The sequence below is a fragment of the Nonomuraea dietziae genome, from assembly GCF_014195505.1.
GTDB lineage: Bacteria > Actinomycetota > Actinomycetes > Streptosporangiales > Streptosporangiaceae > Nonomuraea > Nonomuraea roseola.
Genome location: NZ_JACIBV010000001.1, coordinates 5,962,949 through 5,981,607, shown reverse-complemented (window position 1 = coordinate 5,981,607; position 18,659 = coordinate 5,962,949). Strand labels below are relative to the sequence as shown.

Sequence of the window (18,659 nt, the reverse complement as noted above, 5' to 3'; positions counted from 1 at the left end):
CACGCACGATGCAGGAGCGTGTGCCGGGGCTTGGGAGGTCAGATGGAGTCGTTGGACGAGGGGGACGCCGCAGGCCTTCAGGCCTACGCGGACGAGCTGCGGGCGACCTTCATGCGGATCCAGGACGAGGGCGCGGAACTCCACGCCAAGGCCAAGACCGTACAGGTGACGGAGAAGTCGCGCGACGGGCTGGTGTCGGTCACGGTCGGCTCGCGCGGCGAGCTCGTACGGCTCGACATCGACCCGCGCGTCTACCGGCACCCGGACGCGCGAGGCCTCGCCGACTCGATCACCGAGACGGTCCGGCGGGCGGCCGCACAGGTCCAGGAGCGGATCACCGAGCTCTTCGCGCCGCTGGTCCCCGCCGAGCAGATGCAGGCGCATCTGGAGGGTGATCTCGAGACGGTGATGAAACAGCTGGCCGAGCAGATGGGTGGCAAGCGGTGAACGGACTGAACAGGGGCGTGCTGGTCTCGAAGCTCGAGTTCTACCGCGGGGTGAGCGTGTGGAACACCACCGTGACCGACATGGAGGTCACCTACCACGAGCGCATGGCGGAGATCGAGGAGCTCCACGCCGCCGCGCCCTGGGGTGACGGAACGGAGGGCCTCGCCTTCCACAGGAGCTACCTGGGTGACGGCGCTCCCACCACGTTGCTGGACAACGGCAAGCACACCATCCGTCAGCTCGCTGACCTGGGGCCGAGAGTGCGCAAGGGCGTGGAGAACCTGGTCGGCACGGACACCGCCATCGCGGAGAACGTGAGGAACTCCGTGCGCGAGGTGTGAGGCCTCCGCATCATCCATCTGCAGGCACACGGTCGGGTCAGAACGGGGCTGCGTGGCCACGAACACGAATGCGGAAACGGCGGTACAGGCCCCGCCGGAGTCCGTCGCCGTCGTCATCGACAGGGACGTCGTGCCCGCATGGGACATAGGCGGCCTGCCCGACTGGGTGATCCACGTGGTGATTCCACTGCTGGCGGCGGGTGAGAAGTGGCCCAAGGCCAGTGAGCACAAGCTGTCGGCCCTCGGCTGCGCGTGGGAGTCCCTCTGCAACGGCATGACGCCGCACACCGAGCCCGCGGCTGAGGCGGTCCGCTCCATCGTCACGGGCATACAGGCCCCCTCCACCGCCGACTTCTTGGGCAGGGTCAGAAACCTGTACAGCGGTCCTGGCGGCGTGGTGACAGTGCAGCAGGGCGCGAAGTCATACGCGGCGAAGGCCAGCAACTTCGCCGTCCAGACGCAGTATTCCAAGCTCTCCATCAACGTGGCGTTCTGGATCACGGTCATCGCCATCGCCATCTGGATGCTGACCGCCTTCTTCACCGCGGGCTCGACCACCACCTTCATCGGCCCCTACGCGGCGGCGGCGCGCGCGGCCATCCATCGCATCCTGGTCAGGCTGGCCGCGCTGGCGGGAAGGTCGGCCGGGCCCGCCAGCCTGGCCAGGGCCACCACCCTGAGCGGCACGAGTCACTTCCTCCCCCGCCTGATCCCGTTCTTCAAGGAGGTCGTCGAGGAGGCCGGCGAAGAGGGCGTCATGGACTGGATCGCCCAGGGCCAGCAGATCGAGATGGGCACCAGGAAAGAGCGGGACTGGAAGATGACCAGCGCCGCGCTGCTCGGTGGCGCGGCCGGCGGCGCGATGGGCATGGCGGTGGCGGGACCCATCTCCCGCATGACCAGAACGGTGCCCGGCTTCACCGGCAGGGCGCTGAACACGATGCTCAGCAACATGGTCGCCTCCCCGTTCGGAAGCTTCGTCGCCAACGCGGTGGTGTACGGCCAGATCAGCAACCCGTTCTCGGTCGACTCCCTGACCGGCGCCGCGGCAGGTGCACTGGGCCGGATGAAGTCGATCAGCCCCACCAACGTGGACGTCTACACGACGCTCGCCCACCCCATCACGGCGCTCGCCACGGCCCATGACCTGGCCAGCGCGGCGGATCTGGCCCGCGCGGGTGGCGGTCCGGCCGGCGGGCCGCCCTCCCCCGGCTCGCCCGACGCGGGCGGCCCCCAGAGTGGCCCGAACTCTCCCGATTCGGCCCCAGGGACGCCTCCCGCCCCCGGGACTCCCGGCGCGAGCAACCCCACCTCGACGACGACCAGGCCGGCCCCGGGACCGACCACCCAGGAACCCGGCCAGCCCGGCAGGTCCACGGGCCAGGGCGGTCCGGACACCGACACCACGGGATCCCGGCGCGGCTCGGCGGCCAACGGCGACCCCACGATCGCCCCCACGCCCGACGAGATGGAGGAGCAGGAGTCAGGCGAGTCGGCGCCCACCTCGGTCTCCCCGGCGCCTCCTGGCGAGGCCACGCCCAGGCCGGGGACCGCGCCCTCCGCCACCTCCGGTCAGCAGCCCTCCTCCGCCCCAGCAGGCGACCCCGCGACGCCGGGCATCGCAGTCGACCCCGCGACGCCGGGCGGCACGAGCGCCTCGGGTGAGACCACCCCCTCAGCCGACACCGGCGCGACGAACGAGGTGACCAATACCGGCGAAGCGGCCACCGGTCAGGACACGGGCACCCCGCATCCCTCGCCAGGCGAGGCATCCACCGGTGACCCGTCGGCCGACGCCGGCAGCCGCACCAGTAACGAGGCCGACCCCGGCACCGGAGATCCGTCACAGTCTTCGGTCTCCGAGAGCGGCCCCGCCGCGGTGAACACAGGTCCAGCGTCCGACACCGAGCTCTCCCAGGGCGCCGCGCCCGTCTACGCCGCGAGAGCCAGGGAAGCCGTCTCCGCCGCGCTCGTCGAAGGGCACCCGAACGCGGTCCTCATGCCCGACGGCAGCCTGATCGTTCCCCTCCCCGGCGGGGACGCCGTCCTGCCCGCCTCCACCGTCGAGCGGGTGCGGCACAAGCTCCAGGAACGGGCCAAGAACACCGACGACGTGACCCTGCGCGCCGAAGCGAACGTCATGCTCGAAGTGGAGCTGGCCACCGAGTCAGGGCAGGACGAGTTCGCCGCCTTCCTGGCCGCCACCCAGCCGGCGGGTCTTCGCGGCCACGGCGCGCTGCGGTATGCGCTGAGCAGGCTGGCGCCCGCCGCCCTCGAGCAGAGCGACGGCAGCCTGCGCATGTCCGACCCCCGGGGTGACTACCTGATCACCGCGGACCTCCTCCATCGCCTCCGTCTGGCGCTCGAGGCCTCGGCCCGCGCCGGCAGCGACCCCACGATGATGCGGGTCCAGGCGCTGGCCGCGCTGGCGGAGATCATGGCGTTCAGCGCGCAGGCCGCGCCGCTCCCACCGCCCGTCACCAGCCGTCCCGGTACGGTCACCACCGCCCCGGTCGTGGGAACGGCGTTCGTCACCGGACGTTCTGACGGTTCGACCCTCTCCGATGCGGAGGTGCGCACCGCCGTCGACGAACTCCTGGCCACCGACATCCTCGACGGGGGCGTGCGCGGCTGGAGCTGGTCCAGCGACGGCACGACGCTGCTGGTGGACACCACGGCCCACGGCGTCCAGCGCTTCAGACCCGGTCACGGCCCCCTCAGCCGTCATGTGATGGCCAAGACGAAGATCGCGGGTGGCCCCAACGGCGAACACCTGGTCACGTTCAACTCGGCTGTCGCCACGGACCAGGTCGCGCGGATCTGGCTACGCCAGATCACCGACGTCCTGCAGGAGCTGAGCGCCCCCGAGAAGCAGGGCATCATCCGCACGGCGCTTCGCGGAGGCAGGAAGCAGACGGCCAACGAGAACGTGACCAGCCTGCTGAACGAGCACGCCCACCTCGCGCGCAAGTGGAGCGAGACGCCCCAGTCGCGCAAGCGTCAGCAGATCCGCGTCGATCTCGACGGCGTGGCCCGTGAGCTGCGGGCGCTGGGACACGTCCCTCCCCCGTCGCCGTGGGCTCCTGTCACGCCCACCCGGGACGTTCACACGCCAGACGCGTTGACCGTCGACGCGACCGACAACGCGGTGAGGGAGGTGATCACCGCTCTCACCAAGGCCGAAGCCGAGCTCTCCAAGCAGATCAAGAGCAAGCAGGACAGCGCGGAGAAGGCCGGCAAGGACGCGACCGAGGCCAAGAAGGAGAGGGAGAAGCAACTCGGCACGAAGGACAGGGGCCGCAAGGCACGCGCCGCCCAGGAGGACAAGAACATCGAGCAGCACCTCGCCAAGCAGGCGAGGGACCTGCGGATCGCGGAGGCGTACCAGGCCGCTCTGGCGAAGGCGAAGCAGACGCGGGCGGCCTACGAGGCGGTCCTCGCCACCATGGACATCGCGAGCGCGGAGTCGGGCGTGCCGTCCGGCACGGCGGCCGCGGCCGCGCGCAACTCGCTGCGTCTGGCGGGTGAGCTGCACGCCGAGTACCAGCAGGCGGTGAAGCAGGCGCTTCCGCAGGCGATCACTCTGTCCTCGGCCCTCCCGACCGCCACACTGCCGCACCTGTCCAAGCTGACCGACTCCCTCAACGAGCTTCTGGCGCAACACGGCGTGAACCAGCGGTTCACCCCCAGCGAGCTGAACCACATCCTCCGCGCCGACTTCCGCATGATCGTTTCCCAGGACGGCATGGTGATGCGCGTCGGCCACGGAGACAGGTCCGCCGAGCTCAAGATCAAGCTGGAGCTCTCGGACCTGGTCGAGATCCTTGACCCCGACGTCAAAGCCTCCGAGATCATGCTGGGCACCATGCCGCAGGGCGGCAGGACGGGCAGGGGCACGCACGCGGGCAGCATCGGCTTCAACGGGTCACACAAACCCGCCACCCTCTTCGCGCCCGAGGGACTCGGCACCGCCCTGCTCGAGGGGGTCGGCAGTCAGTGGGCCCCCGCCTGGCACTCCTTCCTGACCGCGGCCGACGTCGAGTTCGCCGCCTCCATGGGACGGGGCTGGTCCCGTGACGGCAGCGCGGCCGAGTTCGCCCTGGGCGGCGCGGTGGAGGACAACAGGGGCGAGTCGATGCTGTTCGACGCCGCCGCCACCTGGAAGGTGCGGATCAGGACCGCGAGGACCGACGGCTGGCAGGACGGCGTCACGATCAGCTCGGGCAACCCGGAGGACGCGGCCTCCCAGCGCATCTGGGTCGCCCACAGCTACGCCGACCAGCCCTCCAAGGTCACGGAGACCCTCGACCCTTCGAAGCGGTCCGGCAAGGCCATGCCCGAGGGCGTCGTCAGCACCATGACAGGGCTGCACGACCTGGCGGACAGGGCCATGGCCAGGCTGGGCGAGAGTCGCACCGAGCTCGGGACCGTCGCGAGGGACCAGCTACGGACCATGATCACGGAGGAGATGCCGAGCCGGCTCAACGAGGAGATCACCCGGGTCATCACCGACGAGACCGGCAGGCCGGTCGCCACGGTGACGGCGAGGTCCAGGATCAAGGTGACCTCCGCCGTCATGATCGGAGGACGCAGCGCCGACCACTGGATGGAGCGGCTGCGCATCGCCTTCTCCGCTGCCGCCGGTGGTGGCGGGTTCAACGGATCTCTCGGTGGGTCGATCAGCGCGTCGCTCGCCGCCCTCCTCGGCTTCGGGCTGAAGCTGAAAGGCGGGCGTGGAGTCTCCAGGTCCGCCTCCGGATTCGTGAACGACCAGGCGATCCACCCGAGCGTCCATCGCGTCACCGATCCCACCCAGGGCTACCAGGTCGAGGTGGAGACCGAGATCTCGATCCAGCCCGTCGGCGACAAGCAGCCGCGGCGAGCGGTCAAGGGCAAGCACGAGGCGCTGATCAGGCTGCCCGAGCAGGACGCCTTCGACATCGGCCTGCCGGTGGCGCGGGAGGCGCTGGTCACGGACAAGGACGGCAACCTCGTGCTGGACGCCGAGGGTGTCCCGCTGTTCAAGGTCGACTCGCTCACGGACCCGCCTGCCGGCAGAAAGGCGGAGCTCCCGGTGTGGGTGGGCGACATGGACTGGCAGATGAAGGGCGCGGGGCCTGCCCTGGTGCAACACATCAAGGGCATGGGCGACGTCGCGCAGCAGGTGGTGGCCAAGCTCGGTGCGCTCGGCGTGGTCCCCACGTTCTCCCCGGACGGCCCGCAGTTCTCGAGCAACGAGCAGGAGCGGGCCACCCAGGTGTCGAACCTGCGCCAGGTGCTCGAGCAACTCACACCAGAGCGTTTGGAGGCCGGCTACGACCAGGCGGCGCAGGGCGGCATCCCGATCGACCTGGTCCGCTACAAGGCCAATGGGAAGCCCGAGCACTACACGGTGCTGATCAAGGTCAAGCAGGACTTCGAGGGCAAGAAGTACCTTCGGCGCAAACGAGGACTGGCCGTGGTCAACCTCGACATCGGCTCCGACACCGGGGGGCGCGCCGGCAGCCGGACATGGAACGTCAACGGTGAAGCGTCGAACGGTGACCTCAAGTATGCCCCGGAGGAGGGCGAGGACGGGTTCAAGGCCGAGGCCGGTCTCTCGGCCAGAGGTGCCCGGTCGCAAACCGCCGGTTCGAGCAGCGCCACGACGTTCAACCGCGTGGCTCTGGTGGAGAGCGACGGCGAGGTCGCGCTGTTCATGGTTCCGCACGAGGTGACCGTGGAGATCATCCGCGACGGAGTGGTCGTGGGTTCACCGGTGACGGCGCTGGGCAGCGCCCAGCTGGTGTTCTCGGCCGACCTGCTCCCTCGGGAGGACGAGCAGGCCAGGAAGGAGCACAAGCTCAGCAAGGAGACGATCGCGAAGCTGCTCCCGTTCGCGACGACGGTTCACACGGACGCGTCCGGCGTGCTCAAGGCGGGTTCGCAGGTCGCGCCCACCCTCATGGAAGCCGGCGCTCTCTCCTCCCACCACCTCACCGCCGCCGCCAATGTGCGCGGCCTCCTCGCGCACATGGAATGGCTCCTGAACCAGTACGCGACAGGTCTGGCCGTCCTGCCCCAGGGGCCGCAGCCGACGGTGGGCGGGCTGGCGATCTCCGGCGAGTTCCTCTCGGGCAAGGTTCTGGACATCGCGAAGCTGGTGTTCGGTGACATCGGGCTCGCGCTGGCCAGCGCGGGAATCTCGGTCAGCGGCAACTGGAGCCACGGGTTCGGCGTGTCCCCCGGCATGGCTGACCTCGACGACGACGGGAAGTCGAGCGACGGCGGCTCCGGTGGCTACTCACGTTCGGCCAACAGGTCCGTAGGGGCGAGTGTCCTCGACATCTACGGCGTCGAGCTGCTCACCATCCTGCTGGGCGGACACTACGGGATCGTCACGGAGACCGAGTTCACGGTCTCAGGGACCGAGGGCACACCCAACCCCCTGGCGCTGGGCACCGTTTCCTCCGGCGCGCCCCAGCAGCAGCGCGTGAAGGCGTACAGCCTCATGTTCGTCCCCGAGTACCACATGTTGAGGATGTACGCCGACGGCGAGCAGACCCTGTCGTTGCCGGACGTGGGTGACGCGGTGGAGAGGTTCGTCAACGGGAGTCTCACTCTCGACCGGTCTCTCGCGACCTCGCTGCTCCAGCGGTACCTGAGCGATCTGAAGAAGGCACGCGACGCGGGTGAGGACGTCACGTTCGCCGAGGAGCACACGCCGCAAGCGCTGAAGGAGGCGTTGAGCAAGGTCGAAGGCCTGGAGAACGTCGCGAAGGAGACCGACCACAAGGGCAGGACCCCGGAGGAGGCGCTCGACCGCGCGCTGAGCCGTGCGCAACAGGTGACGGACGAGCTGAGCGACGTCGAGGTGGCCCCGCACCACGTGGGCAAGATGGGGCTCAGCGGGGTGGAGTCCCTCACCTTGACGGAGCCAGGCACCACGCGGCAGGGCGACGAGAAGCCGGCCGTCGCGATGCTGGACGCGGTCCGCGGCGCCATCGACACGGTCGCGCCTGGAGCCCTCGCCGACCCTGTGCTCAGCCGCAGCATCAGCGGCGACTTCGCGATCGACCGCCTCGAGGGGCAACTCGACGCCATGCTCAGCGAGCAGGGGTTCTCCAAGGGCTACCCGACGCTGGCGGACCCGGAGACGGGGCGCGCCGAGCTGATCGTCGTCCGCGCACGACTGGAGCCGAAGGGCGCACCCGAAAGGGCCAAGCTCGTCGGCCACAACTCGGAGGCGGGCCTCATCCGGCAGCTCTACGGCTACCTGGAAACGGCCATGTCCCGCTCCTTCGGCTCCTCCCACGGCTTCAACGTGGAAGGCTCGAGCAGCGACGCGACGGACGGCGGCAGGCTCGGCCTCAGCACCGACAGGTCACGCTCCTTCTTCGCGAGCGTGACCAAGCAGCTCACCCGGATGCAGCGCTTCGCCATGTTCGGCGGCCTCGATCGAGTGCAGCAGGAGTTCACCCTGAACATCACGGTGGAGGGCCGTCCCCCTCCGGTCGGGCACGATCAGGTCGGCCGCCCGGCGAAAGGTGGATCTGATCAAGGGCAGGCCCCGGCGCTCTGCTCCCGTCACCCTCGACGCCACGATGGTCAGGCTGCTGCCGAAGGGCATGACCAGTCCAAGAACCGCGGGAGAGAGCGGCCCCGTTCCTGCAGTGACAGACCCCCGGCGCGTCGAACTGCCTGAAAAGATCATGGTGAGCTCGGTCGGAGATCACCCGAATCATCAGCCAGGCCTGTTCCAGGCGGTCCTCGACCTCATCGAGAAGCGCTCTCCGCAGCCGCTCAGCCCGGAGGAGAGGCTCGAGCTGGAGTCCAGGCTCTCGCCCAACTCGATCGCCAGCCGCTTTCCCCATCTTGCCGGAAAGGGTGGCTTCGACCTGGTCCGCCGCGCCTACAAGGGCCTCAGGAACCAGGGCGAAGACGTCCGTGTCGAGGCTCATCTCTCGGACATGCAGGTGCTCACCACCCCGTTCGACGCGGAGCTCGGCGAGGTCCACAGGGACATGACCACCACGAGTCAGGGTGTCGGCCGTGGCCACATCCTCCCCCTCGGCGGCTCTGTGGGGCACTCCGACGCGAGCAGTGGACTCTCAGGTGGAACCTCACTCGGCGAGCAGGCCTCCGAAGGCATCACCGACGCCGGCGGACGCAGGATCGAGGCCAGCGAGTTCATGAGGGGCAAGGTGGTGCTCGTCCGCTTCCGCGTGGACTACGACCTGACCCATCAACGCGTGGCGCGCCTTCCCGACGGCACCACGAAGCCGGTCGGCGACGCGGTCAGACAGCAGGCCGCCGCCACCGGGACGATTGACGTGGCCATGTTCGAAGCCGACCTCAAGATGATCCAGGCCAGGCAGGAGCTGGGGCAGGGCGTCCGCTGGGACTTCGACAACGACGGCACGCCGAGGTTCCGCTTCGTTCCGAAGGTCGGCGAGGTGGGCCTGGCGCAGCAGCTCGCCACCGCCAGGGCTGAGGCCAGGGACAAGGGCGAGCTCGCGTTCGTGAACGTCACGGAGCACGGCAAGAAGTACAGCTTCCTCGCGGCGCCCGACGGCTCTCTGCACAGCCTTCAGCCCGACGGCGGCTTCGCGCAGGAACTCGCCACGCTGCCGCCGGCCGTTCTCGACGCGGCCATGGATCCCCGCGTCGACCTGAACACGATCTTCATGGACTCGCTGGTGCTCGGCACCTTCACCGACCGGGTGAAGGCCGCGCTGGCGGACCTGGGCATCGACATCCCTCCGGGCCCTCCCGTGTGGGAGGTCCCGGTCGCCTCGACCGAGGATGCAGGCAACGGGGGCCAGGCGGCCACCTCGCCTGCGGCCGTGGGGGGCGCCCCTGCGGGGGGCGCCGGCGTGACGTCGCCCGCGCTGCCCGGCACCCCCTTCGACGCGCACGCCAGGCCGGCGGACCAGCCCCTGACCATGTCGGAGGTGGTCGGCCAGGACATCGCGCCCGAGGACTTCGGCGGCGCGACTCCCAGGCTTACCTGGACAAACGCGGAAGGCGTACCGATCACGCCGGAGACCGCGGGCGCTGTGGGCGACCACGCGATACTGATCGTGTCCCAGGCGGACGGCGACCAGTACATGCGCGTGGCGGTGGCCGAGCCTGGCGACGGGCTGCTCGGCCTCACCGATCTTCGCTCGGGCACACCCGACGACCCGCACCTCACCTGGATCGCCCCGGGAACCGGCCCGCTCGTGCTCTCGTCGGTCCTGGTGCACGAGATCTCACACGTCGCCCAGTCGGGCGCGGCGGCTTCCGCGGGAGCGCCCCAGGGCGTCGTGAGAGCCGCGCTGTCCGAGTCCGAGCAGGCGGAGGGCACCGACCTCTGCCTCGTCCCGCGCCTCAACGAGCACAATCATCTGTCGCGCAAGTGGCAGGAGGCGAGTGACCAGGCCACACAGCTCGGCCTCGCCGACGCCATCGACGCGATCGCTGCGGACATCACCGAGCGCGGGCACACTCCGCCCGTACCTCCCTGGGGCTCAGGACCGAGAGCGGCGCAGGCGGCGCCGGAAAGGATCTCCATCGCTCAGCTGCTCGGCCCTGGGGAGCCGTCGACCGGCGGCAAGCGAGCGGTCGGCGCGCTGTCGACCAAGCCGAAGGCGCTCCGGCGGCTCGCAAGGGTCGCAGGGGTGACGGAGATCGCGCCGACCGATCAGCCGCACGTGTTCACGGTCAGCACGGGCGACTCCTCCTTCACGGTCGTGCTGACCGAGACGGCCGCCCCCAGCTCCTTCCCGAGCGGGAGGGACCTGGCGATCGGTGTCTCGTACGGCGCCAACCCGATGAGCGCGGAAGCAGACACCGCAGGCATGATCGCGGGGCACGTCGCCCAGACGGCGGGCCGTCCACCTGGCAGCCTGATGCGGCCGGGCCCCGCACCCGCGAACCTCCTGGCAGAGACGCCCGTCTTCGGCGTCGACGACGCCGTGAAGTTCGCCAGGCTCCGCAGTCTCGCCGACACGCTCAGCGAGGCCTCGCTCCTCATGCGCCCCGAGATCGACTCCTACTTCAGAGCCGAGATCAAGGCCGCGGGGCTGACCCCGGGGACCCAGGGGGCGACGGCCAGGCTGCTGGCCGCCGCCAGGGCGGGCCAGCTGTCCCCCGGCCACGTCGAGGCGATCCAGGGGCCGTCCGCAACGCTTCCGGAACTCGCGACCGCCCAGGCGATCGACAGGGTGGCCACCACCATGGAGGCGGGCATCCGCCAGCACGGCAGAGGCCTGTTCGACCTCCAGCTGTACGGCAGGCCGCCTCTGCCGGTCCACATCGTCTCCGGCGGCCAGGGCGGCGCGTCGGTCAGGGACGGCGTGCTCGTCTACGAGATCGACAGCCGCCTCTCGATCGGCGCCAACGAGCGGGCTGTGGCCTCGGCAGTGGCCGGAGCCCTGGCCGAGGCGCTCGGCAAGCCTCGTACGCCCACGGTCCTGTCCGGCGACCCGAACGCCGCAGAGCTGGCCGTGAGCGACTACCGCGCACTCGCCGAGTTCAGCGAGGCCGTACGGCAGGTGGCCACGGCCACGCGGCAGCAGCGAACCAGCAGGGTGCGCGTCGCCGAGGAGATCGCCCAGCGGCTGGGGCTGACCGGCACCAGGACCGGGGGCCCCGGGTACGCGGTGAACGACACCTTCCACGAACTGCTGGTCGAGCTGGCACACGGCCAGCGCCACACCAGCCGGCTGCACGACTTCCTGGAGCGCGGTCGCCAGCTCAGCAACGCCACAGGAGGCTGGTTCCCTCCCGAGGAGGAGGACGAGAAGCACAAGGACAAGAAGAAGGACGAGAACGAGGGCGGGACGACACCCGCCGACGCCCAGAAGGCGGTCTGATCAGGCATGATGGGCACTCCCGAGGAGAGGACGGCTATGGCGTTCGCGGTCGCACGGACAAGGGACGAGGCGCATCTCTACCTCGACCTGCATCCGTGCAAGCGATGCGGTTCGGTGGAGACGACCTGGGACAGGGCGCTGGTCAGCGTGAACGGAGAGCTCGCCGAGCGCTACGCGGGCGCCTGTGAGGACTGCGGGGACGCCAGGGAGTTCCTGTTCGGCCTGCCCCAGAAGCCGGTCATGCCCGTGGGGTACCCCACGTTCGGCGGCCAGGAGCCTTCCGAGCTCATCGACGCGGGCGAATGGCTGTGGGTGGCGGACCTGAGCGCGGGCAACGTGCCGACCGGCGACAGCAAGGAGGCGCACCGCACGCTGTCGGTGGCCGCCGCGGCGGTCGAGGAGGTCGTCAAGTTCATCCCGCCAGGTGAGGAGGAGGTGCCCGACGACGGGTTCTGGTCCGAGCGCGGACGGCAGATGCGCACGGCCGAACCCGGACGCTTCCAGCTGGACCGGCTCCTGATCGTCCGCGACACCTATCGTGACCTCGCGGCGCGTCATGCCTGACTTCCTCGACGGCTCGTCCTGGCCGGAGGCGCCCTACGGCGAGGGCCCTGCCCGCTCGCTCGTCGAGGCCTATGTCCACCTCGACCTGGCCGTGCTCGGCGAGCAGCCCGGCGCGGCCGAGCGTGCCGTCAGGACCGAGGAGGAGAACGGCTGGCGGGTCAGGCTCGACGACGCCGAGGTGTTCGTCCCCTACGAGTCGGAACTCGAGGCTCGGAGGGAGGAGCTGACGTTCGGCTCGGGCCTCTCCCAACTGATCGACCCAGGCCAGTGGGTGCTGCTGGGTGCCACGTACGCGCGCAGGGCGATCGACGCGGCGCTCTTCTTCGCCGCCGACCCCACCTCCGACGACGAGTACACGGCCATCGTGACGGACTGGCGCTTCGCCGCCGACGCGGTCGCCGAGGCGCTGAAGTTCCTGCCGGACGGCGCCGACCGACTGCCGGCCGGCTTCTTCTGGACCGACCTGGGCAGGGCGGCGTTCGAGGGCGAGCCCGAACGCTTCACGCAGGCCAGGATGGAAGACGACCTGGCCTTCTACCGCAAGGGCCTCGACGACTTCGTGCGCCTGCACGCCGAACCCGAATGATCCCCAGGTGGTCCACTGGCCTCCACCCGTCCTCCTCGAGGCCGGCCTCGGCAACGGCGGGCCGGAGGGGAGGTCAGCCGCGGTGGTGGCCGAGCGCGTCCTGACGTTCTTGCGCTGAGGTGTGCGGGCCGCGCCGGTACAGCCGCCATCCGGCCGTGGCCCAGCACACCCCCCAGAGCAGGAAGAACGGCGACCACAGCAGCAGGTCCCAGCGTGCCAGGGTGCGGGCCAGCGCGGCGTGCTCCACCGGCGGCGGGCGGACCCCGGTCAGCACCAGCGCGTCGCCGACGAAGCCGAACCCCACCACCCCGATCGACCGGGTGATCATGAAGATCCCCAGCGTCCAGGTGATCGCGAGCAGCAACCGGCGCGGGACTCTCGCGCCCCAGGGCCGTACGGTGGCCAGCGCGACGAGGACACCGACCACCGCGGCTCCGGCCAGCACCCAGTGGCTCGCCACGAACAAGGGGTCACGGGTGAGCAGCTGTTCGCGCAGATGCGGGGGCAGCGGGTCCTTGTCGGCCAGCGCGTTGGCTCCCAGCGCCTGGGCGAGCTTCATCGAGCCGTAGGCCACGGCGCACGCCGCCGCCCCGTACGCGCCCGCCCGCGCCCGATCAGTGCGCGACACGTCTCGTCGCCGTCGCGTAGGACCGGATCATCTCCAGGAACAGTGCGATCACCAGGATTCCGAGGACTCCGTGGTACCACTGCCAGCCCACACCGATGCCGACGAACGCGTCCAGGATCATGATCCCCGCGCCGCCGCCGACGGCCAGCAGCATCCCGGCCAGCACGAGCAGCATCAACGTCCTCGGCACCCTGCGCCCCATGGCCGTGACCGTGGCGATGGCGACGCACGCGCCCACCAGGCCGGACGCGGTCGCGAACCACTGCGCGGTGGCCGCGTCCATGAAGTAGCTTCCGGTCTCGGCGGCCGACACGGGCGGACCGCCGGGGAACCCGAGCCTGGCCTGCAGGGCGAAGGCCGCCTTCCCCGCGGCGTAGCCGAGGAACAGCACCGCCACAGCGTAGGCAGGCCACCGCCGTGGGCGATCAGAATCAACCATGACTGCGACGGTAGAAGCCGCACGCCGGGCAGCACTCCCCCTCGGAGGGGAAGAGCCTCCCCTCCCAGGGGGAGCGGGCCGACACACCGTTCAGACCACAGCGGCGGCGCGAGGCCTGGTCAGCCGCGTTTCAGGAAGGCCAGCGTGTCTCGGGCGAAGCGCTTGTCGGTGAACGTGCGGCTGTGGCTGCGGCCCTGGTAGACGATGAGCCGCGCGTCGGGGATGCCATCGACCGTCTGCCTGGCGAGCTCCACCGGGTAGACGACGTCCTCGCCGCCCTGGACCAGCAGCGTGGGTGCCCTGATGTCGCTCAGCCGTCCGCGCAGGTCGAAGCCGTCCTCCGCGTTGAGCATGGTGACGGCGTCGGTGTGGTCGGCGCCTCCGCCGTCGGACAGCCACAGCAGGGCCGCCAGCAGCCGTCTGCCGATCGCCGACTCGGTGACCACCTCGGCCAGCGCGGGGCTCGGCCGCCTCCCCTGTCGCGCGCGTTCGATGTAGGCGCGTTGGGCCCTTCTGCCGACGGGGCCCAGGGTGGCGGCCGTCCCTCCGAGCGCCAGGCGGTCGACGAGGTGGGGATGGTCGGCGGCCAGTTGCAGGGCGACGGACCCGCCGGTGGAGACGGCCAGCACCTTCACCGGGTCCTCGAACCTCGCCTCGATCGCTCCGGCGTAGACGGCGGCGAGCTCGGCCATCGTCGTGGCCGGCGGCAGCCCTGGCGAACGGATGACGACGTGCACGGTGAAGTGCTCGGCGAACGGCCTCAGCATGCGCGTCATGGACCAGCGCGCCGGCCCTTCCGGGTCGGCCGCCCGTGGAGTGTAGAGCAGGACGACCAGCGGCGGCCCCTGCCCGATGGACAGGTGCGGCAGACCGTTCATCATGAGGTCAGCCCTTCGGTCACGGCGTCGATCAGGCGCTCCATCACCGTGGGGTAGAGGTCGGCGCCCAGATGGCCGGCGTGCAGCGGAGTCAGCAGAACCGCCCTGAGCACGCCGAGCAGCACGTGAGGGTCTCCGTCCAGCCGTTCGCCGAGGAAGGCCACCAGGTCGGCCATCGGGCCGCCCTCCGCCGCGGCCATCCGCTCGGGGGTGAGCCTGGCGGCGACCGCCTCCATCTCGTCGGGGTGGGACATCAGCCGCCGGTAGAGCGGGTTGGTGTCGAGCTCGCGGACGGTGGCCCGCAGGAAGCGGCGCAGCGCGTCACGGGTGTCGGCGCCCTGGTGCAGCCCTTCGCCGATGACGCGGCGGCGCACCTCCTCGTTCTGCCGCAGCGCCGCCTCGAAGTAGAGGTCCTCCTTGCAGGTGAAGAAGGCGTAGAAGGAGGTCTTGGCGATGCCGGCGGGGGTGGTCAGCTCGTCGAGGGAGGTCTTGCGCAGGCCCTGCGTGGAGAACAGGTGGGTCGCGGTGGCGAGCAGCTGCTCGGTGATCCGCGCCCGCTCCGCTTCGGAGAACGCCGGTGGCATCATATCTCCATATGAACAGATTGGTTTTTTGTTCATAGTAGCGCGTGAGTGGGGGCACGATGCGAGGTCAGCGGGTCCTGCGGTAGCGGACCATCGGCCCGAGCAGCCCCTCGACCGTCTCGAAGGGGGTCATGCCCAGGCGTTCGACGACAGCGACGGACGCGGTGTTGCCTTCGTCCACCTCGGCCAGCACCTCGGGCAGGCCCAGGGTGGTCAACGCGTGGTCGACCACCGCTCGCGCCGCCTCGGTCGCGTACCCCTGCCCCCATGCGGTCGGCGCCAGGCTGTAGACCACCTCGAGCCCGAGCTCCTCCAGCGGGCGCAGCCCGGCCGTCCCGACCAGCTCGGTCCCCTCGCGCCGCCTGACGGTCCAGAGGCCGTATCCCGAGGTGGCGAAGTCCTGCTCGCTCGACCTGATGATCTCCGCGATCTCCTCGGCCGACAGGACCGCCCCGTCGAACAGGAACCGCCGTACGTCGGGCGCGGTCCAGTGAGCCCGCAGCTCGGCCAGGTCACCCGGACGCACAGGACGCAGCACCAGCCGCTCGGTAGCCAGAACGTCGTTCATCCACCCGACCGTAACCACCGCGTAGCGGCGGAGCACCCCGATTTCCGCTCGCTACCCGGCCACGCTCGTGAGCGGGTCGCGGATCGCCCCGACGACGGGTGTCTGGCCGTTCCTTGCTCGCCTGGCCGTCAGGGCCGTCACACCGGCGGAGCAGATGGCCACGGCCGCCACGAGCGCACCGGCCACGGACAGGGTCAGCTGGTCGGGACGCGTCAGCGGCTGCCCGCGCTGCGCCTGCCACACCAGCAGCCCGGTCAGGCCCGCGTAGCCGAGCGCGGCCACGATCACCAGTCCGGTGCGGGTAGCGGCCTCGCGCAGGACGGCGAAGCGGCGCGCGAGAAGTCGCAACGCGATGGCGAGCAGCGGCAGCACCTGCAGGGCGTGCAGACCGACGAAGTGCGCGACCCGGAGATCTCCGGTCTCGGCGGACCAGCCGGTCACCGGCGCTCCCGCGCCTCCGTCGAGCCCGCCGACGCTGTGGGCGCCGATCGTGGTGATCGCGATCCCGGCGTCCAGCGCCTGCGCCTGCTCGGCCGTGGGAGCGGTCATCAGGTAGCCGATGGACATGCCTGCCAGCGAGATGGCGACCCCGAGCGGGATCGCCCAGGCCATCGACCTGTCGGTCCTGGGCTGGAAGAGCAGGAACACCCCGAGCGCGAACGTCAGCAGCCATCCCAGATAGGCGGCCCCGCCCATGACGGCGAAGACGATCTCGTCCAGCTGGGTCGAGAAGTTGAAGTGGCTGCGCACGCCGCGCACCGCCTGGAAGGTGATGGCCGCGATCTCCGGCAGGACGAAGCCGAAGACGGTCACCGTGCCCAGCCACCACAGGGTGCGGCGCCACCGCTGGACCTGGCCGATCATCCAGGTGAGCGTGGTCGCGTAGAGGGAGAAGGAGGCGGCGAACTTGAACGGCTTGAGCCAGACGGGCTCACCCATCACGAGTCGCTCGTCGATCACCAACCCGAGCCCGCTGATCACGCCCAACACGGCCATGGCCGCCGCGCACAGCACTAGGGGACGGTGGGGGCTCGTCGTCGCCACCTGTGGGCGGTCGCTCGGCTGCGCGGTGGTGAGCACGGTGGAGGTCCTTTCGCTGTCGTCCTGACACCCTCCAGCGTGCTGGCCTGCGACGACGTGAACCAGAGAGGTGATCACGCATGAGGCATGAATCGCTCATGAACCAGACATACGGGGACCAGCCGGGCCCGGAGCGCCTGCAACACCTGGAAGGCCGCCGAGTCGAAGGTCTTGTGAAGGGCGGCGCGGGCCTTCTCAGGAGCCCGCGCCGCTTCACAGAGGGGATTCACATGGTCGGCGGTCAGGCGCGGAACTTGTCGGCGTTCTCGGTCGCCCACTGGGCGAAGGTGCGTCCAGGCCGGCCGGTGACCTTCTCGAAGGTGGGCATCACGGTGTAGGGCCCCCACGGCAGGTCGCCGAAGACCATGAACTTGAACGCGATCATCTCCTCCGACGCGCCCGCCGCCAGCATCTCCGCCCTGGCCTGCTCACGGGTCAGCTCGACGAGGCGGATCTCACGGCCTGTGGCCTCGGAGATGAGGCGCAGCTTCTCGGGGATGTCCAGCAGCTCGGGGCCGGTCAGCCAGTAGCTCTCCCCCGCGTGCCCGTCCTCGGTCAGCGCCGTGACGATGACCGCGGCGATGTCGGCCTCGTGGATCATCGCGGTCTTGGTGGCGGCGAACGGCTCGCGCACCTCGCCGCTCTCGCGGATCGGCTGCGCCCAGTCGAGCGCGTTCGCCATGAACTCCGTGGGCTGCACGAGGGTCCACTCCAGCGAGCTGGCCTGCACGGCCGGCTCCAGCGGGCCGTCGTCCCACGCGCTCAGCACCGTCACCCTGCGCACCCCCGAGGCGACCGCGAGGTCGACGATCTCCTTGCCGTTCTGGAGCACCGCCAGGTCGTCGCCCCCGCAGTTGATCAGGTGCGCCGCGGTGACGCCTTCGAAGGCGGCCGTCAGGCTCGCGGTCACGGTCAGATCGCCGGCCACGACCTCGACACCCTCGGGGAAGCTCGCCCTCCCCGGGTTCCTGGTGAGGGCGCGCACGCGCTCGCCTCGCTCGACGAGCTGCTCGACGACGTGGCGGCCGACGGTCCCTGTGGCACCGGTCACGAGGATGGTCATGTGGATCTCCTTCACACCTTGCGGGCTGTGAGAACCACATTAGGAAGCAATGCGGAAAGATACGTTCCGCGTTAGCGCGATTGGCCGTGCGGAATCAACGCCCAGACGAAGCAGCCGAACGAGCCGGTGGCGGCGACGGCGCGGACGATGTTCCAGGTGGTCCAGCGGGCCTCGAACGCCTCCCTGACGGCGGCCAGGTCGGCGATCCCCGCGGGGTCGCCCGCCTTGGCGAGCTGGTCGTTCAGCGGCACGTTGACGCCGCTGGTGACGGCGAACATCACCAGATAGAGCACGGAGCCGGCGATGACCCAGGGCAGGACGGGGCTCCCCCCTCCCCTCCAGTGCAGGATCACGGCGGCCACCATGACCACGACCCCGCCCATGAACAAGACCATGAAGAGCGGGTTGATGATGGCCACGTTGATGTGCTGCATCGCCTCGACGAGGGTGCGGTCGCTGCTCCTCTTCAGGCCGGGCATCACCGCGTAGGCGAAGGCGGCGAACAGCCCTGCCATGAGCCCGGCGCTGAGCGTCGACAGGATGAGGGCGATGGCGCGAAGTTTCAAGCGAGTCTCCGGTTCATGGTGTGGCGCGGGCCGTACAGGCTACTGCCGGGCCCAGAGGCCGGTGGCAGCGGTGCTGC

At 70.2% G+C, this 18,659-nt stretch carries 14 protein-coding genes; 6 read left to right on the top strand and 8 right to left on the bottom strand.

All coding sequences use genetic code 11. The features are described 5' to 3' along the window. Positions 1 to 42: 42 nt before the first annotated feature. The 6 genes from FHR33_RS28660 to FHR33_RS28635 are packed head-to-tail and all read left to right on the top strand — an operon-like array spanning position 43 to position 12,776. Positions 43 to 447, top strand: coding sequence for a YbaB/EbfC family nucleoid-associated protein (locus FHR33_RS28660; protein WP_183654037.1), 405 nt, complete (start codon positions 43 to 45; stop codon positions 445 to 447). Beyond that, a complete protein-coding gene (locus FHR33_RS28655; RefSeq protein WP_183654033.1) occupies positions 444 to 788 on the top strand; it encodes a hypothetical protein in 345 nt (114 codons plus the stop codon). The genes FHR33_RS28660 and FHR33_RS28655 overlap by 4 nt, the downstream gene beginning before the upstream one ends. Positions 789 to 840: 52 nt before the next feature. Further along, positions 841 to 8,472: a cell envelope integrity TolA family protein gene (locus tag FHR33_RS28650; protein ID WP_183654029.1), complete on the top strand. Its 7,632-nt coding sequence runs from the start codon at positions 841 to 843 to the stop codon at positions 8,470 to 8,472. After that, positions 8,441 to 11,626, top strand: coding sequence for a hypothetical protein (locus FHR33_RS28645; RefSeq protein WP_183654026.1), 3,186 nt, complete (start codon positions 8,441 to 8,443; stop codon positions 11,624 to 11,626). The genes FHR33_RS28650 and FHR33_RS28645 overlap by 32 nt, the downstream gene beginning before the upstream one ends. A gap of 36 nt (positions 11,627 to 11,662) precedes the next feature. Then, positions 11,663 to 12,190, top strand: coding sequence for a hypothetical protein (locus FHR33_RS28640; protein ID WP_183654024.1), 528 nt, complete (start codon positions 11,663 to 11,665; stop codon positions 12,188 to 12,190). Further along, on the top strand, positions 12,183 to 12,776 hold the full coding sequence (locus FHR33_RS28635) for a hypothetical protein (protein ID WP_183654022.1): 594 nt from the start codon (positions 12,183 to 12,185) through the stop codon (positions 12,774 to 12,776). The genes FHR33_RS28640 and FHR33_RS28635 overlap by 8 nt, the downstream gene beginning before the upstream one ends. A gap of 73 nt (positions 12,777 to 12,849) precedes the next feature. Here the strand turns inward: FHR33_RS28635 and FHR33_RS28630 are convergent, their stop codons facing one another. The 8 genes from FHR33_RS28630 to FHR33_RS28595 form a co-directional block, all read right to left on the bottom strand. Further along, entirely contained in the window at positions 12,850 to 13,404 is a 555-nt protein-coding gene (locus tag FHR33_RS28630; RefSeq protein ID WP_183654019.1) for a DUF3995 domain-containing protein, read from the bottom strand. After that, on the bottom strand, positions 13,391 to 13,843 hold the full coding sequence (locus tag FHR33_RS28625; protein ID WP_183654016.1) for a hypothetical protein: 453 nt from the start codon (positions 13,841 to 13,843) through the stop codon (positions 13,391 to 13,393). The genes FHR33_RS28630 and FHR33_RS28625 overlap by 14 nt, the downstream gene beginning before the upstream one ends. A gap of 119 nt (positions 13,844 to 13,962) precedes the next feature. Further along, a complete protein-coding gene (locus FHR33_RS28620; protein ID WP_183654013.1) occupies positions 13,963 to 14,724 on the bottom strand; it encodes an alpha/beta fold hydrolase in 762 nt (253 codons plus the stop codon). Beyond that, positions 14,721 to 15,308: a TetR/AcrR family transcriptional regulator gene (locus FHR33_RS28615; protein ID WP_246452157.1), complete on the bottom strand. Its 588-nt coding sequence runs from the start codon at positions 15,306 to 15,308 to the stop codon at positions 14,721 to 14,723. Before FHR33_RS28615 ends, FHR33_RS28620 begins: the two co-directional genes overlap by 4 nt. A 64-nt stretch (positions 15,309 to 15,372) precedes the next feature. Continuing rightward, positions 15,373 to 15,873, bottom strand: coding sequence for a GNAT family N-acetyltransferase (locus FHR33_RS28610; RefSeq protein ID WP_183654009.1), 501 nt, complete (start codon positions 15,871 to 15,873; stop codon positions 15,373 to 15,375). 51 nt (positions 15,874 to 15,924) lie between these two features. After that, on the bottom strand, positions 15,925 to 16,953 hold the full coding sequence (locus tag FHR33_RS28605) for a hypothetical protein (protein WP_183654006.1): 1,029 nt from the start codon (positions 16,951 to 16,953) through the stop codon (positions 15,925 to 15,927). Positions 16,954 to 17,194: 241 nt separating this feature from the next. Further along, the gene (locus FHR33_RS28600) at positions 17,195 to 18,016 is read right to left on the bottom strand and encodes an NmrA family NAD(P)-binding protein (protein ID WP_183654003.1); all 822 of its coding nucleotides are present in this window, start codon (positions 18,014 to 18,016) and stop codon (positions 17,195 to 17,197) included. 71 nt (positions 18,017 to 18,087) lie between these two features. Beyond that, positions 18,088 to 18,582 carry an anthrone oxygenase family protein gene (locus tag FHR33_RS28595; RefSeq protein ID WP_246452156.1) on the bottom strand — a complete coding sequence of 165 codons (495 nt, stop codon included), beginning with the start codon at positions 18,580 to 18,582 and terminating at the stop codon, positions 18,088 to 18,090. Positions 18,583 to 18,659 lie beyond the last annotated feature (77 nt).